Source organism: Streptomyces sp. NBC_00988, assembly GCF_045162645.1.
Lineage (GTDB): Bacteria > Actinomycetota > Actinomycetes > Streptomycetales > Streptomycetaceae > Streptomyces.
The window spans coordinates 2,407,339-2,429,270 of the sequence record NZ_CP108730.1 but is presented as its reverse complement, the minus strand read 5'-3'; the positions used below and the strand labels follow the sequence as shown (position 1 = coordinate 2,429,270).

The window sequence follows — 21,932 nt, the reverse complement described above, 5'->3', positions numbered from 1 at the left end:
ATGTCCGCGACCTCAAATGTCACCGACCCCCCGGCGACCACGGCGGAGCAGCAGCCCGTCGCGGATACCGCCCCCCGACGTGGCACGCTTCGCCTCGGTCGATTCCGCGAGCTGTCCCTGGTCCCCGCCATCCTCGTACTGTGCGTGATCGGGTTCATCGTCTCCCCGGCCTTCCTCACGTCCGACAACCTCATCGGCGTGGCTCAGCAGTCCACCGAGCTGAGCCTGCTCGTCCTCGCCACCACCCTGATCCTCGTCGTGGGCCGCATGGACCTGTCCCTGGAGTCCACCATCGGGGTGGCGCCCGTCATCGCCGTATGGCTCGTCCTGCCCACCACCGGCGGTCGGTTCAACGGCCTGGGGCTCTTTCCGGAGTGGATGGCGATCCCGCTCTGTCTCCTGGTCGGGGTGGCGATCGGTGCCCTCAACGGCTTCCTCATCCTCAAGCTGCGACTCAACGGGTTCATCGTCACGCTCGGCGGGCTGACCATGCTGCGCGGGCTCCAAGTGGCCCTCTCCGAAGGCCAGTCCATCGTGGACCTGCCGCCCTCCTTCACCTACCTGGGCAGGGCTTCCTGGCTTGGCGTCCCGGCCGCCATCTGGATTTGCGCGGTGCTCTTCGCCGCCGGCGGCTGCGTCCTGGCCTGGCTGCGACACGGGCGGGCGCTCTACGCGATCGGCGGGAACGCGGAGGCCGCGCGGACCGCCGGTATCCGGGTCGACCGGATCGTGTGGGTCGTTCTCGTCATCGGCAGCCTGCTGGCCGCGTTCGCCGGCATCCTCTACAGCGGCCACTACGGCTCCATCTCCGCGACCCAGGGCAGCGGCTGGATCTTCCAGGTGTTCGCCGCGACGGTCATCGGCGGGGTCAGCCTGAACGGCGGCAGGGGCTCGGTGTTCGGCGCGCTCACCGGTGTGCTGACCCTCCAGCTGGTCGTCAATGTGATGACGCTGGCGGGTGTACCACCCCTGTGGAACCAGTTCCTCAACGGCGCCATCATCATCGTCGCCCTGATCATCTCCCGCTTCGCCTCCGGCGAGAAGCAGGAGTAGGCGGTACGAGCGAGGCCCCGCCGGATCCTGGCGGGGCCGAACCGTCCGCTCGCCGACAAAAGAAAGGGCAGCAGTCGTGGCGCTGACCGACGAGGCAATCGACAAGATCAAGGCCATGATCCTCACCGGCGAACTCGCCCCCGGTTCCCGCCTGCCCAAGGAGGGAGACCTCGCCGGACAGCTCGGCCTCTCTCGCAACTCGCTCCGCGAAGCGGTCCGGGCGCTGACCGCCATGCGAATCCTTGTGGCCCGGCAGGGCGACGGCACCTATGTGTCGAGCCTGGAACCCCACCTGCTCCTCGAAACACTGTCCTTCGCCGCCGACGTTTCCCAGGGTCGGACCGCCCTGCAACTGCTCCAGGTGCGCCGCCTCCTGGAGCCGCAGGCGACAGGGCTGTCCGCGGCCCTGCTGACACCCCAGGAACTGCAGGTGTTGCGCGGCATACTCGACCAGTGCCGGGCCGCGGCCACCGTCGAGGAATTCGTCGCCCACGACATCGAGTTCCATCTGCGGATCGTGGAAGCGGTCGGCAACCCGGTCCTCTCCATGTTGCTGCGGGTTCTCTCCACCCAAACACAGCGGGTGCGCATCGTGCGGGGCAGCCAGATCCAGCAGGCTCTGGAAAACGCGCACCACGAGCACGAGGAGATTTTCCGTGCGCTCCAGGCGCGGGACGCCCTGCTCGCCGTGTCCGCTGCTACGGTGCATGTCGCCGCCGTCGAGCAGTGGCTGGCGAGGAGCCTGGGCGCGGAGAGGGCTGCCCAGGGTCTCGACGGGTGAGACGCCGGAGTTCCCGAGGACCCGCTGGCGGACGTGCCGTGGACCCGGTGGGAGGGCAGGCCGACACTGACGGTGCGTCGCCTTGGCGCGTTGACGTCTTGGCGATCGCCGCCCGAGCGGAGAAACCGCGGGCCGCGGCGGCCACGCTCGCCCGCGTAGGGAGAAAGCAGCCGCCGCCCGAGTCGGGCCCGCGCCCGGTGCCGGCCTCGGCGGCGGGACGACGGGCCCGTCGCGCACCCCGTAGACCCGACAGCGCCCTGGCCGCTGCCGGGGTACCGGCACACCAGAGACCCTTCCACGTCCGGGATTCCGGATCCGTGGCCGCGCTGCTCCGCACGGCCCCGAAAATCCCCCGACTTTCGTGGCCCGCAGCTCTTGCCCGTGTCGGTAACTTCGCCGTAATCTCCCCGCTGTCCGCTATAGATCCGATGACTGACTGGCCCATGCTGAACGCAAAGGGCGAGCGTGATGGTCTCGACTGGCTCGCACGTGATGCATTAGACCCGGTTGAGCGGCACTCCAATCGACCCCCGTCTGCTCCGTCATCTGGCAAGAATGATCGCCCCTGATATTCGAATCATCGGATCTCTCTCGCTGATGGCGAGAGCAGCCGTAGGCCCAGAGCCCGACGGTCAGCCCCCTGTCGCTTCCCATGACGGGTCGCAACCGCACTCCCCTGAAGGAGCATCAATGCTGCTGTTCCGCCGCAGATCTGTCCGCGGTATCGCCACGCTGGGCGCTGTGCTGATCGCCGCTGCCGCGGTCACGGCCACCCCGGCGTCCGCTGCCACGCCGACCCAGTTGTACGCGTCGCCCACCGGCTCAGGCACCGCCTGTACGCTCAGCGCGCCCTGCAGTCTGGACGGCGCCAAGAGCAAGGTGCGGGACCTTGTCTCCGGGATGGCCGCCGACGTCGACGTCTATCTCCGCGGAGGCACCTACCGCCTGTCGGAGGCGTTCACCCTCGGCCCCTCGGACTCGGGGCAGAACGGCCACCAGGTCGTCTACGCCGCCTACCCGGGCGAGAAGCCCGTCTTCAACGGCGCGAAGAAGGTCACCGGATTCTCGCTGTACGACAGCACCAAGGGCATCTACCGCGCCTCGGTAACGGCCGGCACCCAGAGCAGGCAGTTGTTCGTCAACGGAGTGAGGGCGCAGCGGGCCCGCGGCCCCCTCAACCCGTCCGGTTTCACGCTCTCCGGGTCGAGCTTCACCACCAGCGACTCCTCGTACGCCTCCTTCACCAACCCCTCTGATGTCGAGATCGCGTACGACAAGCAGTGGAAGCACATGAAGTGCCCCCTGGCGGGCATCAGCGTGCCCAGTGGCGGCGGGTCCAGCCTGGATGTCGACCCGGCGTGCTTCGCGAGCAACAACACCTCGGTGCCCAACCGCGGCTTCCCCTTCAACGGTGCCGGACTGCCCAAGCTGGACGGGATCACCTGGGTGGAGAACGCCTACGAACTACTGGACGACCCAGGTGAGTTCTACCTCGACAGCAACGCCGGCTATCTCTACTACAAGCCGCGCACCGGTGAGGACCTCAGCACCGCAGACGTGGAACTGCCCGTCCAGGAGGAGCTGCTGGACCTGTCCGGCACCCCTGGCCACCTGGCCCCGGTCAACGACACGGACGCGGCTGCCACGTACACCGGCTCCTCCTGGCACACCTCCACGGGCCGCGCCTACGGGGATCTGTACGGTGACGTGCACTACGCCACAGCCAACGGTGCCTCGGTGAGCTACACCTTCACCGGCACCGGTGTCGACATACTCTCCGAGACCAACAGCGACGAGGGCGGCATAGACGTCTACGTCGACGGCACCAAGACCCAGAGCGTCACCGCGAACAGCTCCACCAGGCTCGCCCAGCAGGTCATCGCCTCCGTGTCAGGCCTGACCAAGGGCCAGCACACCGTCAAGCTGGTCAAGACCAGCGGCAGCTACATGGTGATCGACGGCTTCACCGTCGTCCCGGACGTCATCGCGCCGGTGCACGACATCACCTTCCAGGGCATCACCTTCGCGTACACCACCTGGACGCTGCCCTCCACCACCGGCTACATCGACAACCAGGCCGGCATCCTGTGGGACGCCGACACCCTGGCCCCGATCCGCATCCCCGCCGCCGTCCAGATCCACCGCGGCTCGGGCATCACCTTCACCGGCAACGAGATCGCCCACGCAGGCGGCAACGGCATCGACGTGGCGGACGGCACCCAGGACTCTTCGGTCACCGGCAACTTCATCCACGACCTCTCCGGCGGCGGCGCCTACGTCGGAGAAGTCGACGACTACTACCTCACCGACACCGCCCGCATGACCACCGGCGACACCATCAACCAGAACTGGATCGAGCACGTCGGTCTGGACTACCGCGACGCGGTCGGCATCTGGGCCGGCTACACCCGCGACCTCGTGATCTCGCACAATGATGTCGGCCACACCTCTTACTCGGGGATATCGCTGGGCTGGGGCTGGGGCTATGCCTCGGACTGCACCATGCAGGCCGCCCAGGGCCTGACCACGTGCGCGCACGGCACCATCTACGCCGGCGGCAACCAGATCCTGGACAACCATGTCCACGACGTGATGAACATCCTCAGCGACGGCGGCCCGATCTACACGAACGGCGGCCAGGGCAACGGTGACGGCTCCACCACCTCCGTGCTCGCGGGCAACCTGCTGGAGGTGACCAACCGCACCAACCAGGTGATCTACCACGACGAGGGCAGCTCCTACTGGAACACCCACGACAACGTGATACGCACCGGCAACGGCAACTGGGTCGGCATGTGGACCCCGACCATCCACGACAACACCATCCACGACAACTACGCGGACCGCTCCAACTACCAGAACAAGGGCACCAACATCACCCTCACCGACGCGACCCTCGTCACGGGCGGTGCCTGGCCCACCGCCGCCCAGGCGATCATCGCCGCGGCCGGGCCCGAGGCCGCGTACCGGCCGCTCACCGGGCTGCTCGACGACGACGACACCGCGATCGCCTACACCGGCACCTGGAGCGACCGGGGCAACCGCGGCCTGGGCGACCTCCACGACGCCCTGCACGCCACCAGCACCAACGGAGACTCCGCTGCCCTCACCTTCACCGGCACCGGCGTCTCCGTCATCGGAGAGAAGTACACCGACCAAGGGAACATCGAGGTCTACATCGACGGTGTCTCCATGGGCCTGTTCAGCACCTCCGCCTCCACCCGCCAGGTCCAACAGGCCGTCTTCAGCACCGCGGGCCTGAGCGCCGGCAGCCACACCATCCAGGTCGTGAAGCGCAGCGGCACCTATGCCACCATCGACGGATTCGAGGTCACCGGCGTCCACAACGACACCGCCTCCTCCGTCACCTACACCGGCTCCTCCTGGATGCACTCCGCCAATCGCGGCCTCGGCGACTACCAGGACGACGTCCACGCCGCCAGGACCAACGGCGACTCGGTCACCGTCACGTTCACCGGCACCGGGATCAGCCTGATCACGGAGACCAACACCGACGAAGGCACTGTCGCGGTCTCCCTTGACGGCGCCTCACAAGGCACCGTCACCGCCAACTCCACCAGTCGCCAGGTCCAGCAGACCGTCTACACCGTCAGCGGACTGACCGCCGAACGGCACACCCTCACCCTCACCAAAACGGGAGGCTCCTGGCTCGTGATCGACCGCTTCGACGTGAGCTGACCCACCGCGGCTCCCTGCTCCCGGCGGCGCCCGGAGCCAGCGGAGACGCCGATCTCGAGCGACGGCTGCGGCCGACATCCCACACGGGATGTCGGCCGCAGCCGCGTTGAGTCCGGCCGATCAGGTCCCGGTGCCGACCGGACCCCTCGATGGGGCAGTCGCCATGGGCCATGTCCCTACTTCGCCGGTCCCCTGCGTGCCGTACTCGGGGCCCGGACGCTCCTCAGCGCGTGACACCGTGGGTTCGCCGCGATGCCTGCGGTGCCCTTGCTGGTGAGCTTCATGATGCCGACCGTGACTGGCTGCGGCCGGGACAGGTCAACTGCTGAGGGCCTGGTCCAGATCGGCGATCAGTTCGTCGCAGTCCTCCAGCCCGATGGACAGTCTCAGCAGTGAGTCGTCGACGCCGATGGCGGTTCCGGCCGTGGTGCAGTGGGTCATCCGGGCCGGATGCTCGATCAGGGACTCCACACTGCCCAGAGACACGGCGAGGGTGAACACCTGCGTGCGCTCGCACACCCGTCCGGCCGTGTCCGCGTCGCCGTCGACCACCAGGGACACCACACCCCCGTAGCCGTGCCGCATCTGCTTCGTGGCGAGGGCGTGGTCGGTGTGGGAGGGCAGCCCGGGATAGTGGACCTCGCGCACGGCGGGGTGTCTCTGGAGGAACTCCGCGACCCGCTGGGCGCTCTCGCAGATCTGCCGCATCCGCACGGGGAGGGTCTTGATCCCCCGCTGGACCAGCCAGGCCTCCTGGGGTGCCGCCATCGTGCCCAGCATGCCGACATGACGGGTGATCACCTCGCCGATGTCCGGGTCCGCGCAGACGATCGCGCCGCCGGTGATGTCGGAGTGCCCGCCCAGGTACTTGGTGGTCGAGTGCACCACCACGTCGGCGCCCAGGGCGAGGGGCTGCTGGAGGTATGGCGACGCGAAGGTGCTGTCGACCACGAGCAGGGCGCCCGCGTCGTGGGCTAGCGAGGCGACGGCGGCGATGTCGGTGACCTTCAGGAGCGGGTTCGACGGGGTCTCGGCCCAGATCAGCGCCGTGATGCCGGGGCGTGTCGCGGCCGCGACGGCATCCAGGTCGCTCATGTCGACGGCCGTGTGGGTCAGGCCCCAGCGCCCGTAGACCTCGGAGACGAGGTCCCAGGTGCCGCCGTAGACGTTGTCCGGGATCACGATGTGCGTCCCGGCCCGGCAGAGGGCTTGGAGCACCGTCGTGCTCGCCGCCATGCCGGAGGCCACCGCGACCGCCGAGGCTCCGCCCTCCAGGGAGGCCAGGCACTCCTGCAGCGCGTCACGCGTCGGGTTGGCGATCCGGGAGTAGTCCCAGCCGCTGTCCACGGGCCGGGCGTGCGGTCGTACGAAGGTGGAGGCGAGGTAGACGGGGGTGGTGACCGAGCCGTTGTGGCGGGCCGGGTCGTGACCGGCGTGCACGGCTCGGGTCGCGAACGACTGCTGGGACTGTTCGTGGGACGAGGCGGAGGTCATGGGGTGGGGGTCTCCTCGGTCGGGTGGCGGCCCAGCAGGGCGAGGGCGGCGTCGGTGACGGCGTGATGGTCGATCCGGTGGTGGCGCAGGACGTCTTCGAGGGCTCCGCTCTGCCCGAACCCCGTCACACCGAGATGCGCGGCGGGCCCGCCGCAGGGGCCGGCGAGGAAGGCCAGGGTGTGCGGATGCGCGTCCACGACGGTGACGAGCGGCAGCGGACGGTCGTCCGGGAAGAGTTCGGTGGTGAGGAGGGGGAGGGGGCTGTCGGACGGATGGCCGCTGCGGGCGCGTACGGCACGGAACAGCAGATCGGCGCTGGTCACGCAGATGACCTCGGCGGGGCAGCCCAGCCGCCCCAGGTCTTCCGCCGCTGCGAGGGCCTGGGGAACGGTGGCGCCCATGGCGGCGATCCGCACCCTGGGCCGGGTCGCCGTACGCAGTACGTAACCCCCGGCCAGGGCCTGTCGGCGCCGTCGTGCCCGGGCCGCCGGGTCCTCGGGGACGGCGGCCAGGGACTGGTCGACGGGGAGGGTGGAGAGGCGGAAGTAGAAGGAGCCGCCGCCCGACCTGCCCATTTCTCCGAGTGCCTTGAGCAGGCACCACTCCACGTCCTGCGCGAAGGCGGGCTCGTATGCCGTGCAGCCCGGCTGTTCGATGCCGAGCGAGGGGGTGACCACGGACTGGTGGGCGCCTCCCTCGGGGGCGAGTGTCACACCCGACGGCGTGCCGACCAGGATCGACTGGCCCCCCGCGTAGATCCCGAAGGACCAGGGCTCGGCGGCACGGGTGACGAACGGGTCGTAGACCGTGCCGATGGGCAGCAGCGGTTGCCCCCAGCGGCTCCAGGTGGCGCCCAGTTCGCCGAGCAGACCGACCAGGTTGGTCTCGGCGATGCCCAGTTCGATGTGGCGTCCGCTGCCGGATTCCTGCCAGCGCAGCATCGAGTCCGGGTGGCGGAACGCGGGTTCGGCCGGTTCGCCCGCGGACCAGACGCCGACCTTGTTGATCCAGCCGCCGAGGTTGGTGGAGGAGGCCACGTCGGGGCTGACGGTGACGATCCGCTCGGCCACCTCGGGTGCGCGGCGGGTGAGATCGAGCAGGACCCGGCCGAGCGCGTCCTGGGTGGAGATCCGGCCGGACGGGGTACGGCCGAGGTCGGCTGGGGGCGAGGGGGGCCTGGACGCGACGACGGGCGGACGACGCAGTCGTGCGGCCGCGGTCGCACACGCCGCGGCCCCGGCGCTGCCGTCGGGGAACCGCGCCCAGGGATCGGCCGGATCGACGCCGAGTGCGGCGGCCAGCTCCTCCATCTGCTGGTGCGTCAGCAGCGCGGAGTGGTTCTGCGGATGACCGGCGGTCGGCAGGCCGTAGCCCTTGACGGTGTAGGCGAATACGACGGTGGGACGGGTGTCGTCGACGCGGTCGAACGTGTCGAGCAGCAACCCCAGGTCGTGCCCGCCCAGATCGGCGAAGGCGGCGGTCAGCCGACGGTCGTCGAGGCCGGCGATCAGCGCGGCCAGGGCGGCGGAGGGGCGGCCCGTGCCCGGCAGCCGTTCGCGCAGCTCGGCGGCGGGGCTGCGCAGCAGGTACTGGTACTCCTGGTTGGACATCAGGTCGAGTCGTGCGCGCAGCTCGGCCCCGCCGCCGGGCAGGGCGAACAGTTCCTCCAGCCGGGAGCCGTACTTCAGGGTCAGGCACTGCCAGCCTGCCGCCTCGAACATGCCCGACAGTCGCTGTGCCTCGATGCCGGGCATCACTCGGTCCAGGGACTGCCGGTTGAGGTCCACCACCCAGACGACCTCACCCAGGTCGGCGGTCATCGGGTCGCGCAACGCCTCCCACACAGCGCCCTCGTCGAGCTCGGCGTCACCGATCAGGGCGAACTGGCGGCCACGCCCCTCCCCACCGGGGTTCGGGTGGTGACTGTCGAGGTAGCGGCGGGCCACCGCGCCCCACAGAGGTGCGGTGGCGCCGAGGCCGACCGAGCCGGTGGAGTAGTCGACCTGGTCCGGGTCCTTGGTGCGGCTGGGGTAGCTCTGCAGCCCGCCGAAGGCACGGAGAGTGGTGAGATAAGAGGAATCCAGGCCGCCTAGCAGGTAGTTGACGGCATGCAGCACCGGCGAGGCGTGCGGCTTGACCGAGACCCGGTCGGCCGAGGTGAGCGCGTCGAACCACAGGGCGGTCATGATCGTAGCCATCGAGGCGGAGGAGGCCTGGTGGCCGCCGGTCTTGATGCCGGAGGCGTCGGAGCGGGCGTGGTTGGCGTGGTCGACCACCTTGGTCGCCAGCCACAGCACCCGGCGTTCGATGACGCGCAGCAGGTCCAGGTCCCGGCCGGGACGGGCCAGCGGCGGGGTGACGGGGGTGAGGGCGGTCGTCATCGTCGTGCTCCCTGGGTTCCCTGGGCTCATCTGGTCAACGGGGTCGTTGGGCGGCGGGCAGTGGTCCGGCGGCCGCGATCAGCCGCCGCGCCCGGCCGAACAGCTTCGGCCGGTTCATGGCCAGCACGGCGGTGGGCAGTTCGCCGCGCCGGAAGACGGCGAGGAAACTGCGTTCCTCGAAGCTGCCATCGGTGATCTCGACACGGTCGTCGGGCCCGGTGTGCCCGGCGAACTGGATGCGTACGCCGAACTGGTCGGACCAGAAGTACGGCGCCGAGGTGTACGCCGACGAGCCGCCGGGGCCGTCGAGCAGTCGGGCGGCGGCCACTTCGGGTTGTTCCAGGGCGGCTGTCCAGTGCTGGGCCCGGTGGTGACGGCGCAGCCAGGGGTGGTAGGGGCGGGCACAGTCGCCTACGGCCACCACGTTCGGGAGGGCGGTGGCGCATCCGGCGTCGCACACCACGCCGTCGTCGAGTTCGAGCCCGCTGCCCGCCAGCCAGTCCACGGACGGCCGGGAGCCGATGGCGACCAGTACCACGTCGGCCGGCAGCAGCCGGCCGTCGGCGAGCAGGACGCCCGTCACGCGGTCCCGTCCGGCGAGTTCGGTCACGGCCGCGCCGGTGATCAGCCGGATCCCGTGCTCGGCGTGGAGTGCGGCGCTGACCTCGTTGCCGACGCGACCCAGGATCCGGGTGAGCGGAGCGGGCCCGCGTTCGACGACCGTGACATTGAGGCCGAGGGCTGCCGCGCTCGACGCCGCCTCGGCGCCGATCAGACCGGCGCCGACGACCACCAGTCTGGCCCCGGGCCGCAGTTCGGCGCGAAGAGCCTCGGCGTCGGCGAGGGTGCGCAGCAGATGGACACCCGCGAGACGCGCGGTGCCGGGCAACGGCACGGCCGTGGCCCCGGTGGCCACGACCACGCCGTCGGTCACCACCCGCGTACCGTCGTCAAGCTCGACCGCGCGCTCGGCCGCGTCCAGGCGGACGGCCCGCCACCCCAGCCGCCACTCCAGGTCCAGCGCGGTGTCGGAGTCCGTGGTGAGGGCGAGATCCGCCGCCTGGGCGCGGCCGAGCAGGTAGTCCTTGGACAGCGGCGGCCGGTCGTACGGCGGAATGTCCTCCGCGCCGACCAGCAGCAGCCGCCCGTCGTACCCACGGGCCCGCAGCGCACGGGCGGCCGACAGCCCGGCCAGGGACGCCCCCACGACCACGAGATTCCTCATGTGCCGCTCCCGGAAGCCGTCGGCTCGGCGGAGACGTGGACTAGTCCGTCGCGTACTTCGACCGCGTAGACCCGTACCGGCGCGGTGGCGGGCGGTCCCGTCGGCCGGCCGGTGCGCAGGTCGAAGTTCGACGCGTGCAGCGGGCATTCGACCAGGCAGCCCTCCAGCCAGCCGTCCGAGAGATAGGCCTCCTGGTGGGTGCAGCGGTCGTCGACGGCGTACAGCTCTCCGTCGGCGTTGAAGACCGCGATGCGCCCGTGTGCGGTCTTCACCACGGACACCTCGCCGGGCGGGAGTTCGTCGAGTCGGCACACCTCGATCACGACCGCTCCCCGCGGCCGGGCGCGTCCAGGCCCATGGCCTGGTGGTACCAGCGGTAGTACCAGTTGCCGATGATCTCCTGCTCCGTGGGGACCAGTACTCCGCCGTCGCGGTAGGCGCGGGACTTCATGTTCGGCTGGCACCACTCGGAGGCGGCGAAGTCCTGTTGGTTGACGCGGTGGAACAGTTCGACGGTGTCGGAGATGTCGTACGGCGCTCCCTCGGCGACCGTCTCCGGTGGGAACAGCCACTCGCAGACCACCCGGGTCGTCTCGGTGGAGGTCACCTCGAAGCGGTGCACGATGACGTGGTCGGGGAGCAGGGAGATGAAGCAATTGGGCCGCATCACCATGCCGTAGTACTTGCGGTCGTCGTCCTCCTCCAGGCCACCGATGCGCGGGAGCTCGGCGGTACCGCTGACGGAGAAGGACGTCTTGCCGTCCGCGAACGTGTAGCCGTCGGTGTCGTAGCCTGCGTCCGCGCCACCGGTGAGGTTCTGGAACTGGGGGAGGGTTTCGACGAGTTCGGGGTGGATGGTGCCGCAGTGGTAGCACTCCTGGAAGTTCTCCTGGATGATCTTCCAGTTGGCGGCGCACTCGTAGTCAACGCGTTTGCCCAGGACCAGGTCGGCGAGGCCGTAGCGGGCGAACTTGTCGCGGTCGCCGCCGAGCCGGTAGTCCAGCTGCGTCCAGATCTGGTCCTCGAACGGCTCCGGGGCGGCGGCGAGGCTCACCCACACCAGGCCGTGCCATTCGGCGAGGTGCACGGAGTGCAGGCCGTAGTCGGCCTTGTCGATCGTCTCCATGGACTGCCAGTTGGGGGCCGTGATCAGGCGGCCGTCCAACTGGTAGGCCCAGGCGTGGTACGGGCAGCGGATGGCCTTGCCCGCGTCACCGGAGTCGGTCAGGCACAGCTGGGCGCCACGATGGCGGCAGACGTTGAGGAAGGCGCGCAGCTTCTGGTCCCGTCCTCGGACGACGAGGACGGTCTCGTCGCCGAGTGCGGCACGTACGAAGCGGCCGGGCGTGGGCACGTCCTCGGCCCGGCAGACGTACATCCACTGCTTCTCGAAGATGTTCCGCTTCTCCAGTTCGAAGACGGCGGGGTCGGTGTAGTAGTGGCCGGGCAGTGTCGGCATGAACACCGAGGTGGGGGCGGTGGTCATCGGCGTACTCCTCTCGGGGACCGGAAGGCGGGGGAGCGGGGCGCTGGTCGCGGGGGACTACTTGAGGAGGCCCTCGGAGTCGAGCCAGTCCTGGGCCGCCTCCTCGGGGGTCAGGCCGTCGACGTCGACGTCGGCGTTGAGCTTCTGGAGGGTCTTGTCGGTGAGCTTCGCGGTGACCGGCGCCATGATCTTCGCGATCTGCGGGTACTTGTCCGCGACGGACTTCGGCAGCGTGAGGGCCGCGTTGTAGACGGGGAAGAAGTGCTTGTCGTCCTGGAGGACCTTGAGCTTGAGGGACGAGATGCGGCCGTCGGTGGTGAACACCTCGCCGAAGGTGCAGGTCTTGCCCTTGCCGGTCTCGTTGTAGATGACGCCCGTGTCGAGCATCTTGATGTTGCTGTCGGGCACGTCGATCCCGTACGTCTTCTTCACGCCAGGCCAGCCGTCGTCGCGGGTGGAGAACTCGCTCTCCAGACAGAACGTCGCCTTGGACGGGTCGGACTTGGCGAGGGCCGCGATGTCGGAGAGCTTGCTGAGACCGAGCTTCTTCGCGGTGTCCTCGCGCAGGGCGAGGGCGTAGGTGTTGTTGAGGGGCGCGGGCTTCAACCAGACGATCTTGTTCTTCTTCAAGTCCTCGTCGCGGACGGCCGTGTACTGCTTCGTCGCGTTCGCGATCGGCGTCGTGTGCTTGAGGTAGCTGATCCAGCCGGTGCCGGTGTACTCCCAGTACATGTCGATGTCGCCGCTGGTGAGGGCCTTGCGGGTGGTGACCGAGCCCTTGATGTTGGTCTTGTCCTCGACCTTGGCGCCGTGGGCCTTGAGGATCTTCATGGTGATCTGGCCGAGCACGATCGACTCGGTGAAGTCCTTGGAGCCGACGGTGAAGGTAGCGCCCTTGAGTTCGTCGCCGGCGCTGCCGGTGGCGGCCTGGGTGTCGCCGCCGCAGCCGGCGGTGAGCAGGACGGTCGCGGTGGCCGAGGCGAGGAGGGCGGAGGCTCTGGCGTGACGGTGGGCGGAGGGCATGGGCATGCGCATGGTGTGCTCCGAGCTGGTGAAGGGGCGGTGCTGGAGAGGGGGACGAACGCGCTGCGGGTTGCCGCGGGGCCGGGCCTACAGCCCCTTGGGTTTGAGGAGGTCCTCGGCGACGCTGCCGAGCCAGTCGAGGAGGAATGCGACGGAGCAGGCGAGGACGCTGCCGGTGACCAGGACCGGCATCCGCTGGAGCTTGATGCCGTTGACGATCATGTCGCCGAGGCCGCCCGCGTTGACGAAGGTGGCGATGGTCGCCGTACCGACCGCGAAGACCAGGGCCGTGCGCAGCCCGGCGAGGATGACCGGTACCGCGAGCCTCAGCTCCACGAGGAGCAGTACCTCCACGGGCCGCATGCCCATGCCGCGCGCGGTCTCCACCAGGCCGCGGTCGACCTGTTCGATTCCGGTGATGGTGTTGCGCAGCACGGGCAGCACCGACGCGGCGACCAGGCCGATGACAGCGGTGCGGAAGCCCACGTCGAGCCGGACGGTGAGCAGGACGAGCAGACCGATCGCCGGGATGGCCTGGCCCGTGTTGGCCACGGCCAGCACGATCGGCGTCGTCCGGCGCAGCAACGGGCGGGTGACGAGAATGCCCGCCGGCACGGCGATGAGGACGACGAGCAGGGCCGCGGTGAAGCTGAGCCGCAGATGCTCGGTGACCCGGTCGACGATGTAGGTGCGGTTCAGGGTGCGCCGCTCGATGGAGTCCAGGTCTTGTGCGGACACCCAGAGATACAGGAGGGTGAGCACCGCCGCGAGCGCGGCCGGGGTACCCAGATGCCGTAGGACGGCCGGCCTGCGCAGGGCCGGTGCCTTCACCGGCGAGAGCGTGTCAGCCGACACGGGTCGCCTCCTGAGCTCGCAGGGCCCGGCACACGTCCGGGAAGGCCAGGATTCCCGCGACCGCTCCGGCTTCGTCGAGTACGGTGACCGGCTCGCCGCCGTGCTGGAGGATCAGGTCCATCACGTCCCGCAGGGAGGCCGACCGTTCCACGGTGGCCAGCCCGTCGGCCGCCGCCGGCACCGGCTGCAGCTTCACGTCGGCCACGGTCGCCAGAGCCAGCTGCTTCAGGTACGGGGCGGAGCCGATGAAGCTGCGTACGTAGTCGTCGGCGGGGTGGGCCAGAAGTCGAGCCGGGGTGTCGTACTGGACGATCCGCGAGCGCTCGGCGAGCACCGCGATCCGGTCGCCGAGCTTCAGCGCCTCCTCGAAGTCGTGCGTGACGAAGACGACCGTCTTGCCCAACTCCCGCTGCAGCCGCCGGAATTCGGTCTGCAGGCGCTCACGGGTGATCGGGTCGGTGGCGCCGAACGGCTCGTCCATCAGCAGCACCGGGGGATCGGCGGCCAGAGCGCGGGCGACGCCGACGCGCTGCTGCTGGCCCCCGGAGAGCTGGCGTGGGTAGCGGGCGCGGAAGGTGGCCGGGTCGAGTCCGGTCATCTCCAGCAGTTCGTCGATGCGCGCCCTCACCTTGTCCTTGCTCCAGCCGAGGAGCTTCGGGACGAGCCCGATGTTCTGGGCGATCGTCATGTGCGGGAAGAGACCGATCTGCTGGACCACGTAACCGATGTGACGGCGCAGCTCGTTGGGGTCGAGGCCGAGCACGTTCTGCCCGTCGATGCTGACCGTGCCGGAGGAGGGCTCGATCAGCCGGTTGATGATCTTCATCGTTGTGGTCTTGCCGCAGCCCGAAGGCCCCACGAACATCGTCATCTGCCCGGCCGGGATCTCCATCGTCACCCGGTCGACGGCCGGTTCACGCTGCCCCGGATAGACCTTGGTGAGCTCGTCGAGCCGGATACTCAGGCCACGGCCCGTCCCAGCGGAGTCAAACATGGAGCCCCCTCGGGGTCGTCAGGCGGCGCAGCAGTACGTAGAAGAGGTCGAAGGCGAGGGCTACGAGCACCACGCCGAGCGTGCCGGCCAGTGCTTCGTTGAGCGCGTTCGCCGAGCCCAGCCGGGACAGTCCGTCGAAGATCGGCAGGCCGAGTCCGGGGCCCGCTACATACGCGGCCATCGCCGCGATCGCGACGACCATCTGCGTGGCGACGCGGATCCCGGCGAGGATGTACGGCCAGGCGAGCGGGAGCTGGATGACGGCGAGCACCCGGACCGGGCCGAGGCCCATGCCGCGTGCGGCCTCCACGACGGCCGGGTCGACCTCACGCAGTCCGACGACGGTGTTGCGCAGGATCGGCAGCAGCGAGTAGAGGGTGAGCGCGGTCAGCGAGGGCGCCCAGCCGAGCCCGAGCAGTGGGATCAGCAGGCCCAGCAGGGCGAAGGAGGGCAGGGTGAGGAGGCCTCCGGCGGTCGCTGTTGCCGCGCCCGCGAGCCGGGGCCGGTTCCACGTGAGTACGCCGGTGCCGACGGAGACGGCCGTGGCGATCAGGACCGCGAGCCCCACCAGGAGGGCGTGCTGCCCGGCCTGGTCGAGGAGGAGATCGCCGCGGCGCTGCAGATACTCGCCGAACGTCATGATCCGGCCTCCGGATTGCGGGCGGCCTCGGCGAACCGGAAGTCGGACGGGTGGTCCGGGTCGGTGATCGCGGGCCGGTCGATCGTGAAGGTGTCGATCGGGTACTCGGTGCCGCCCTTCGTCGCCAGGTCGGCGAGGATGTGCCCGATCAGCCCCGCGAACTTGGCCGCGTGCCCGGCTCCGACGAACACCGAGATGTTGGGGTGACCCGGCACGGTGTCCAGGACGAAGTTGCGGTCGGCCGGAAGGTCGTAGACACAGGTCTTGCTGACCAGCTCCGGGCCGATGGCACCCGGCAGGTACTCGGCGAGGAACTCCGCGACCTCCTCGGTCTGCTCGGGGTTGGGCTCGTAGGAACGGGTCTCCTGGGTGACGAAGCGGCCCGACATGTCGCGGGCGGCCTTCACCGCGGCCTCGCCGTACACCGGGAAGCCGTAGAAGGTGCGGTCGTGCCCGTGGAAGATCCAGATCGGGAAGCGGTCCGCGGCGAAGGGACGCAGGTCCGGAGCCGCGAAGTAGGTGACCTGCTCCTGGGTGAGGCTGAGCGGGATGTCGAGGTCCAGGCCGGCCAGCGCCGTCCCGGTCCAGGAGCCCGCGCAGACGGTGAGCGTGCCGCCCTCGTACACCGCGTCGTCGGTGTGCACCTCGACGTGGTCGGCGTGCGGGACGATCTTCCGCACGGGGGAGTTCTCGACGAACGTCACACCGGCGGCCAGTGCACGCGAGATGTGCGCGGCGTTCGCCCGCCGGATGTCGAGAATCCCGGACTCCGCCTGGTACAGGCCGATCACATCGTCCCCGATGTGCCACTGCGGCCAGCGCTCGCGCAGCGCGCCCGCGTCCAGGACCTCGTAGAAGTGGCCCTGCTGAGCCAGCGCCCGTGCGTAGCTGCCGATCTCCGCCTCACCGGTGCTGCCCGCCGGGGCCAGATGCAGGCCGCCGGTGATCTGGAGCAGAGGCAGCCCGGTCTCCTCCTCCAGCGCTCGCCAGTGGTCGTACGAGGCGCGGGTCAGGGCGGTGTAGTCGGTGGTGTGGTACGAGTGCCGGATGATCCGGGAGTGGTCCTCGGAGGCCCCGCGGTCGTGGCCGAGGCGGAACTGCTCGATGGCGAGGACATCACCGTCGCTCTGCTTGCCGAGCCAGTAGGCGGCGGCGCTGCCGATGCCCCCGACGCCGAGCACGATGTGCGCGTACCTCTGCTTCATCCGGCATCCTCCCGCTGTGGTCGGCGTGCTGCTGGTGGACGGAAGAGTCGCAGCAGCGCACCGGCGGGGTCATCCGGCACGGCGTCGAAGCTTCGGCGGCTCCGTTTCGACATCTGTAGAAACGACCGGGGAAAGGCGGTCCGAGGACACTGCCGTCAGGCGGCGCAGCCCGAGCACCAGATGCAGCAGCAGCCGGTCCCGGCCGTCGCGCAGACTCAACCCGGAGATCTGCTCGACGCGGCCGAGGCGGTAGTACAACGTGGTGCGGTGCACGCACAGTTCCCGCGCGGTGCGCTGCGCGTCCCCGGCACAGTCGAGGTATGTCTCGACCGTCGGGACAAGGACGGCTGCCGAGGGATCCGCCAGCAGGGCGGCCACGCCTGCCGGGATCAGGGAGTCGCTCCAGGCCCGGGGCGCGAGCTGGGCGAGCAGGGCGTGCGGGCCGAGATCCGACCAGAGGGCGAGGCCGTCTTCCGGTGCCGCGGACAGGGCGATGTCGGCCTGGCGCTTCGCCACGGCCAGCGCCCCCAGACCTGGCGCCGGCCCGCCCACGCCGATCCGGTAGCCGCCCGTGAGACGCGGTTCGGCGGCGAGTCCGTCGAGCAGCATGCGCGCGGCCCGCGCCAGCTCGGCCTGTGGGTCGGAGCCGCGGAGCGTCAGGATCACGGTAGCCCGGCGGGGCCAGTACGCCGCCAGCACGGACGCGCACGGCAGGCCCCGGCAGAACCGCTGCACGGCCATCGCGAACGCGGTCGCGGCCTCCTCGCCCTCGACGCCGGCACGACGGCTCACCAGCAGCACCGACGCCTGTCCGTCGACCTCGAACAGACCCCGGTCGAAGATCTCCTCGCGGGCCGCGTGCCGTGTCGCGTCGTTCTGACTCAGCAACTGCTCCACCAACTGCTGCTGTGTGTCCCGCTCGTGGCCGGCTGCGGTCCACCGGCGGTACATCACCGACCCCAGAGCCTGCGCGGTATCCGCCGCGTCGGCGATCTGGGCGTCGGTGAGATCCCCGTACCGATCCGTGATCCAGACGAAACCGAGCAGCAGACCCCGGCAGCGGACAGGCACGTACAAGCGCTGCCACAGCTCCAGATCACGGTTCTCCGGTATCCGACCGGGGGAGGTGGTGTGCTTGATCTCGTCAAAGCAAACGTCCTCGGGGCGCGTCCTGCGGTGCAGCAGTGACCACACTCGGGCAGGATCCGCGTCCCCGAAGTCCTCGCTCACCGCGAGTAGCCGCAGGTCCTGATCGTCGACCACAACAGCCCGCCGCAGCCGCGTGGCGAGCGCGTCCACCAGTACCTGAATCCGCTCAACGCTCATGCCCCACTGTGGCCGCGCGGTGTTACGGCAGTCCACCCCCTGCGTTACGGCAGTGCTGGAGGGAGTCGGTCAACCTCCGACGCGAAGATCTCCGACGCCCGCTTCTGCGCAGGTCGGCATCGCGTTCCCAGGGACGCCGGGACACACCGCCCCGCACTATGGTCGGCGGCTGTTCGCAGGGCTACTCGGTCCTGATCGCGGATGGTGTCCCATGTCGGGGTGCACGGGTCAGCGGCTGGGAGTGCGCGGGCGTCTGCCGGGGGCGCACTTCCAAGGGTGAGGACCGCTCGCTCAACAGGAGGCGGGCCATCGCGTAACTCTCCTTGGTGAACGCCCAGTTCAACCATGAGGAGTGCACGATGGCCCTGTCCCAGTCTGAGCTGATACGGCTGCTTGAGGTGTCTACGCTCGACCGACGGAATCGAGCTCATCCGCGACATCGCCGAGCGAATGGTGCAGGAGCTGATCGAGGCCGAGGCGACCGCACATGTCGGCGCGGAGTGGAACGAGCATACTCCGACGCGGACAGGCGTCCGCAACGGGCATCGCGAGAAGGTGCTGACCACGCTGGCCGGCGACCTGGACCTGGAGATTCCCAAGGTTCGCACCGGCAGCTTCTTCCCCAGCCTGCTGGAGCGACGGCGCCGCATCGACCAGGCCCTTTACGCGGTCATCATGGAGGCATACGTGCACGGCGTCTCTACCCGCAGCGTCGATGACCTGGTCAAAGCCCCGGGCGGGGACAGCGGGATCTCCAAGTCCGAAGTCTCGCGGATCTGCACGATGCCGGACGAGCCGTTGACCGCATTTCGCACCCGCCCGCTGGACCACGTCCGCTTCCCCTACGTCGACCTGGACGCGACCTACTGCAAGGCGCGGGTGAACCATCAGATCGTCTCCCGGGCCGTGGTCGTCGCCACTGGGGGTACCCCCGGCCGGAGGCTGGAGGAGCATCACCGAGGACGGAGGCCGCGAGGTCCTGGGCCTGATGGTCGGGGACGATGGTCGGGGACGGCGAGAGCGAGGCGTTCTGGAAGGAGTTCCTGCGCTCGCTGCGAGAGCGCGGCCTGTCCGGTGTCCGTCTGGTCGTCACCGACCAGCACCCCGGGCTGGTCGCCGCGGTCCGCAAGGTCATGCTCGGCGGAGTGCGCACGAGGCCGGCGGTGGCCTGGGTGAAGATCGTGCGGATCGTCGCGGCGACCATTTCACCGGAATCGCGCTGGTCCGGCTGGTCACCGCCGTGCTCTTCGAGATGCACGGCGAATGGATCGCCTTTCCCCGGCCGCTACCTCCCCGAAGGCGGTATGGGCGAGATCTACCGCGAACTCCCCGAAAGCGCCCCGGCCCTGCCCAACACTCCAAACACGCCCGCCAGTTGATCCCAACACCACGCCGAGGGACACGACCCGGGAAGCCACGCCTCCTGCCATTGAGGGTGCGGTCCGCGGCCCCGGAGGCAGTCCGGTGGTCGAGGACGTCGCGGGGGACAGCCGTCTTCTGCTACCGGCCGAGGTGATCGAGAAATGACACTCATGCCTATGTCGCGAACTCCGTCACCGATGGTGCTCAATGCCGTGCCGCACGAGACTGAACACCGCGTAGCGCCGTTGGCCGCGGAGGTGGTCATCTCTGTGTCTCGGTGGGAAGCAGGAAACGGACGCCATCGACGGCGCGTACCTGGAGCAGGCCCTCGATGCTGTTCAGGAAGGTCTCGCCGGTCACGATCGGGTCGCCCAGGTAGCCGGCCGCCATCGCCCCGTCGCGCATCATCACGAAGTGCCGGCCCGAGCCTTCGGGCGGGCTGTCGTGGGTTCGGGCGAACAGGCTGGTGATCGCGGCCAGGAACCACTCCCGGTGGGCGAGCACCAGCTGGTGCACCGGGTGGTCGGCGTCGGGGTACTCGGCCGCGGCGTTGAGGAAGGCGCAGCCGCGGAAGCCGGGGGAGCGGATGTCCGCGACGATCTGCCGGCCGATCTCGCGCAGGATGTCGGCGGCCGGTTTGCCGCCGGACACAGCCCGCTCGTGCTGGTCACGGATGTGCTGGTTGATGCGCTGCAGGTAGGCGGCGACCAGGTCTTCCTTGCTGGGGAAGTGCCGATAGAAAGTGGCGCGGGTCACCTTTGCCTCGGCGACGAGGCGTTCCACGCCGACGGAGTGGATGCCTGACGCGTAGAAGATCCCGGTGGCCGTGGCGAGCAGGCGTTCCCTGGCCTCGGAGGGGCGTCCGGATGTTTCGGTGGCGGTCATCCACCCACCCTAACAGGGAGAAAGAATGATCGGTCTTGACAGGGCTCGCGCGTCCATGGAACTCTCTGCATCGCAATACCGATCGTTCTGTCTCTCTGAAGTCCGAAGGGCCTCCCATGCTCAGGAATCTCCGCCGCACGACCCTCGCCGTCGTCGGCCTTGCTGTGGTCGGCCTCGCTGTGACGGGACCCGCCGGGGCATCATCCCGGTCGGCCCCGGCCAGGCCGGCTGCGCCAAAGCCGACGGTGGTGTTCGTGCACGGTGCGTTCGCCGACTCCTCGGGCTGGGACGGCGTCATGCATCGGCTGCGCAAGGACGGCTACCCGGTCCGGGCCGCCAGCGACCCGTTGCGCGGGCTGGCCAGTGACTCCGCCTACGTCGCCGAACTCCTGCACAGCATCACCGGCCCGATCATCCTGGTCGGCCACTCCTACGGCGGCGCGGTGATCACCGACGCTGCCGTAGGCGACCCCAACGTCAAAGCCCTGGTCTACGTGGCCGCCCTGGCACCGGACGCCGGGGAGAGCCTGGGCTCGCTGACCGCCCGCCCGGTCGCGCACCCAGTGCCGCCGCTGCCGGTCCAACCCGTCTCGATCACCGAGCCCGACGGCACCACAGGCACGGACCTCTATCTCGACCCGGCCCGGTTCCGCGCGGCGTTCGCCGCCGACGTCGCCCCGGACACCGCGGCGGACATGGCCGCGACCCAGCGCCCGCTCGACGCTGCCGCCTCCGTCAGCCCCAGCGGGACCCCGGCATGGAAGACCATCCCGTCCTGGTACCTGGTCGCCAGCCACGACCAGATCCTCGCCCCCGACCTGGAGCGCTTCATGGCCGCACGGGCGGGCTCGCACACCGTCGAGGTGAACTCCTCGCACGCTGCGATGGTCAGCCACCCGGCCGCGGTCGCACAGCTGGTCGAGCAGGCGGACCGGGGCACCCGATGACCACCACTGCCGCCGCAGCCTCGCCGCTCGACACCGCTCCCGCACTGCGCCGACTGTATTTCGTACGCTTCGGCTTCGCCGTCGTCTGGGCCGGCCTGCTCGCCTTAACGGCATCCGGCCTTGGCGTGGCCGCCGGCGTGCTGCTCGTGGCCTACCCGCTGTTCGACGTGGCCGCGGCCATCGTCGATGCTCGGTCGTCGCGGGCCCGGGAGTTGGTGCTCAACATCGTGATCAGCTCGCTTGCGGCGCTCGGACTGGCCTGCGCCGCAACCTCCGGCATTCCCGCCGCGCTGCGGGTCTGGGGCGCCTGGGCCATTGCGTCCGGGGCTCTTCAACTTGTCGTCGCCCTGCGGCGGCGCCGGCTCGGGGGACAGTGGGCGATGATCCTCAGCGGAGGGCTCTCCACCCTCGTCGGGGTGTCCTTCATCGCAATGGCGCCCCAGGACGACCCGTCGCTGACGGGTCTGGCCGCGTACGCGGTACTCGGCGGGGTGTTCTTCCTGATCTCGGCTATCCGCCTCGGGCAGGCCGCCCGAACCGCCGGACGCCGTTGAGGATGATCACGGCCCGCGCCGA

Annotated in this window: 17 protein-coding genes and 1 pseudogene; 6 read left to right on the top strand and 12 right to left on the bottom strand. The window is 69.7% G+C overall.

Features of this window, described 5'->3' with window-relative positions; all coding sequences use genetic code 11:
* From OG496_RS11075 to OG496_RS11065, 3 genes are all read left to right on the top strand, one after another.
* Entirely contained in the window at nt 1–1,053 is a 1,053-nt protein-coding gene (locus OG496_RS11075) for an ABC transporter permease (protein WP_405970677.1), read from the top strand.
* A gap of 76 nt (nt 1,054–1,129) precedes the next feature.
* Nucleotides 1,130–1,834, top strand: a complete 705-nt coding sequence (locus OG496_RS11070) for a FadR/GntR family transcriptional regulator (RefSeq protein ID WP_405970676.1) — start codon at nt 1,130–1,132, stop codon at nt 1,832–1,834.
* Between the two features lie 690 nt (nt 1,835–2,524).
* Complete coding sequence (locus OG496_RS11065) at nt 2,525–5,533, top strand: hypothetical protein (protein WP_405970675.1); 3,009 nt, start codon at nt 2,525–2,527, stop codon at nt 5,531–5,533.
* A gap of 318 nt (nt 5,534–5,851) precedes the next feature.
* Here OG496_RS11065 and OG496_RS11060 read toward each other — a convergent pair whose 3' ends face one another.
* The 11 genes from OG496_RS11060 to OG496_RS11010 all read right to left on the bottom strand — a co-directional run bounded on the left by OG496_RS11060 (nt 5,852) and on the right by OG496_RS11010 (nt 18,162).
* A complete protein-coding gene (locus tag OG496_RS11060) occupies nt 5,852–7,027 on the bottom strand; it encodes a cystathionine gamma-synthase (protein ID WP_405970674.1) in 1,176 nt (391 codons plus the stop codon).
* Nucleotides 7,024–9,408 (bottom strand): transketolase-like TK C-terminal-containing protein, encoded by a 2,385-nt coding sequence (locus OG496_RS11055; RefSeq protein ID WP_405970673.1) that lies wholly within the window; start codon nt 9,406–9,408, stop codon nt 7,024–7,026. The genes OG496_RS11060 and OG496_RS11055 overlap by 4 nt, the downstream gene beginning before the upstream one ends.
* A 34-nt stretch (nt 9,409–9,442) precedes the next feature.
* Nucleotides 9,443–10,633 carry an NAD(P)/FAD-dependent oxidoreductase gene (locus OG496_RS11050; protein WP_405970672.1) on the bottom strand — a complete coding sequence of 397 codons (1,191 nt, stop codon included), beginning with the start codon at nt 10,631–10,633 and terminating at the stop codon, nt 9,443–9,445.
* Entirely contained in the window at nt 10,630–10,956 is a 327-nt protein-coding gene (locus OG496_RS11045; RefSeq protein ID WP_405970671.1) for a bifunctional 3-phenylpropionate/cinnamic acid dioxygenase ferredoxin subunit, read from the bottom strand. The genes OG496_RS11050 and OG496_RS11045 overlap by 4 nt, the downstream gene beginning before the upstream one ends.
* A complete protein-coding gene (locus OG496_RS11040) occupies nt 10,953–12,119 on the bottom strand; it encodes an aromatic ring-hydroxylating dioxygenase subunit alpha (RefSeq protein ID WP_405970670.1) in 1,167 nt (388 codons plus the stop codon). The genes OG496_RS11045 and OG496_RS11040 overlap by 4 nt, the downstream gene beginning before the upstream one ends.
* A gap of 57 nt (nt 12,120–12,176) precedes the next feature.
* Entirely contained in the window at nt 12,177–13,148 is a 972-nt protein-coding gene (locus OG496_RS11035) for a glycine betaine ABC transporter substrate-binding protein (protein ID WP_405970669.1), read from the bottom strand.
* An 81-nt stretch (nt 13,149–13,229) separates the two neighbouring features.
* Entirely contained in the window at nt 13,230–13,997 is a 768-nt protein-coding gene (locus OG496_RS11030; RefSeq protein WP_405970668.1) for an ABC transporter permease, read from the bottom strand.
* Complete coding sequence (locus OG496_RS11025; protein WP_405970667.1) at nt 13,987–14,991, bottom strand: ABC transporter ATP-binding protein; 1,005 nt, start codon at nt 14,989–14,991, stop codon at nt 13,987–13,989. The genes OG496_RS11030 and OG496_RS11025 overlap by 11 nt, the downstream gene beginning before the upstream one ends.
* The gene (locus tag OG496_RS11020; protein WP_405970666.1) at nt 14,984–15,631 is read right to left on the bottom strand and encodes an ABC transporter permease; all 648 of its coding nucleotides are present in this window, start codon (nt 15,629–15,631) and stop codon (nt 14,984–14,986) included. Before OG496_RS11020 ends, OG496_RS11025 begins: the two co-directional genes overlap by 8 nt.
* The gene (solA, locus tag OG496_RS11015) at nt 15,628–16,836 is read right to left on the bottom strand and encodes an N-methyl-L-tryptophan oxidase (protein ID WP_405970665.1); all 1,209 of its coding nucleotides are present in this window, start codon (nt 16,834–16,836) and stop codon (nt 15,628–15,630) included. The genes OG496_RS11020 and solA overlap by 4 nt, the downstream gene beginning before the upstream one ends.
* Nucleotides 16,837–16,905: 69 nt before the next feature.
* Nucleotides 16,906–18,162 (bottom strand): PucR family transcriptional regulator, encoded by a 1,257-nt coding sequence (locus OG496_RS11010; RefSeq protein WP_405970664.1) that lies wholly within the window; start codon nt 18,160–18,162, stop codon nt 16,906–16,908.
* Nucleotides 18,163–18,521: 359 nt separating this feature from the next.
* Here OG496_RS11010 and OG496_RS11005 point away from each other — a divergent pair.
* Nucleotides 18,522–19,346 (top strand): annotated as a pseudogene (locus tag OG496_RS11005) (IS256 family transposase); the annotation flags it as partial.
* A 439-nt stretch (nt 19,347–19,785) separates the two neighbouring features.
* On the opposite strand, the gene OG496_RS11000 reads toward OG496_RS11005, so the two are convergent.
* Entirely contained in the window at nt 19,786–20,409 is a 624-nt protein-coding gene (locus OG496_RS11000) for a TetR/AcrR family transcriptional regulator (RefSeq protein ID WP_405970663.1), read from the bottom strand.
* A gap of 116 nt (nt 20,410–20,525) precedes the next feature.
* On the opposite strand from OG496_RS11000, the gene OG496_RS10995 reads away from it, so the two are divergent.
* Together OG496_RS10995 and OG496_RS10990 are read left to right on the top strand one after the other, a co-directional pair.
* Nucleotides 20,526–21,356, top strand: a complete 831-nt coding sequence (locus tag OG496_RS10995) for an alpha/beta fold hydrolase (RefSeq protein WP_405970662.1) — start codon at nt 20,526–20,528, stop codon at nt 21,354–21,356.
* Nucleotides 21,353–21,910 (top strand): hypothetical protein, encoded by a 558-nt coding sequence (locus OG496_RS10990; protein ID WP_405970661.1) that lies wholly within the window; start codon nt 21,353–21,355, stop codon nt 21,908–21,910. Before OG496_RS10995 ends, OG496_RS10990 begins: the two co-directional genes overlap by 4 nt.
* Nucleotides 21,911–21,932: the final 22 nt, after the last annotated feature.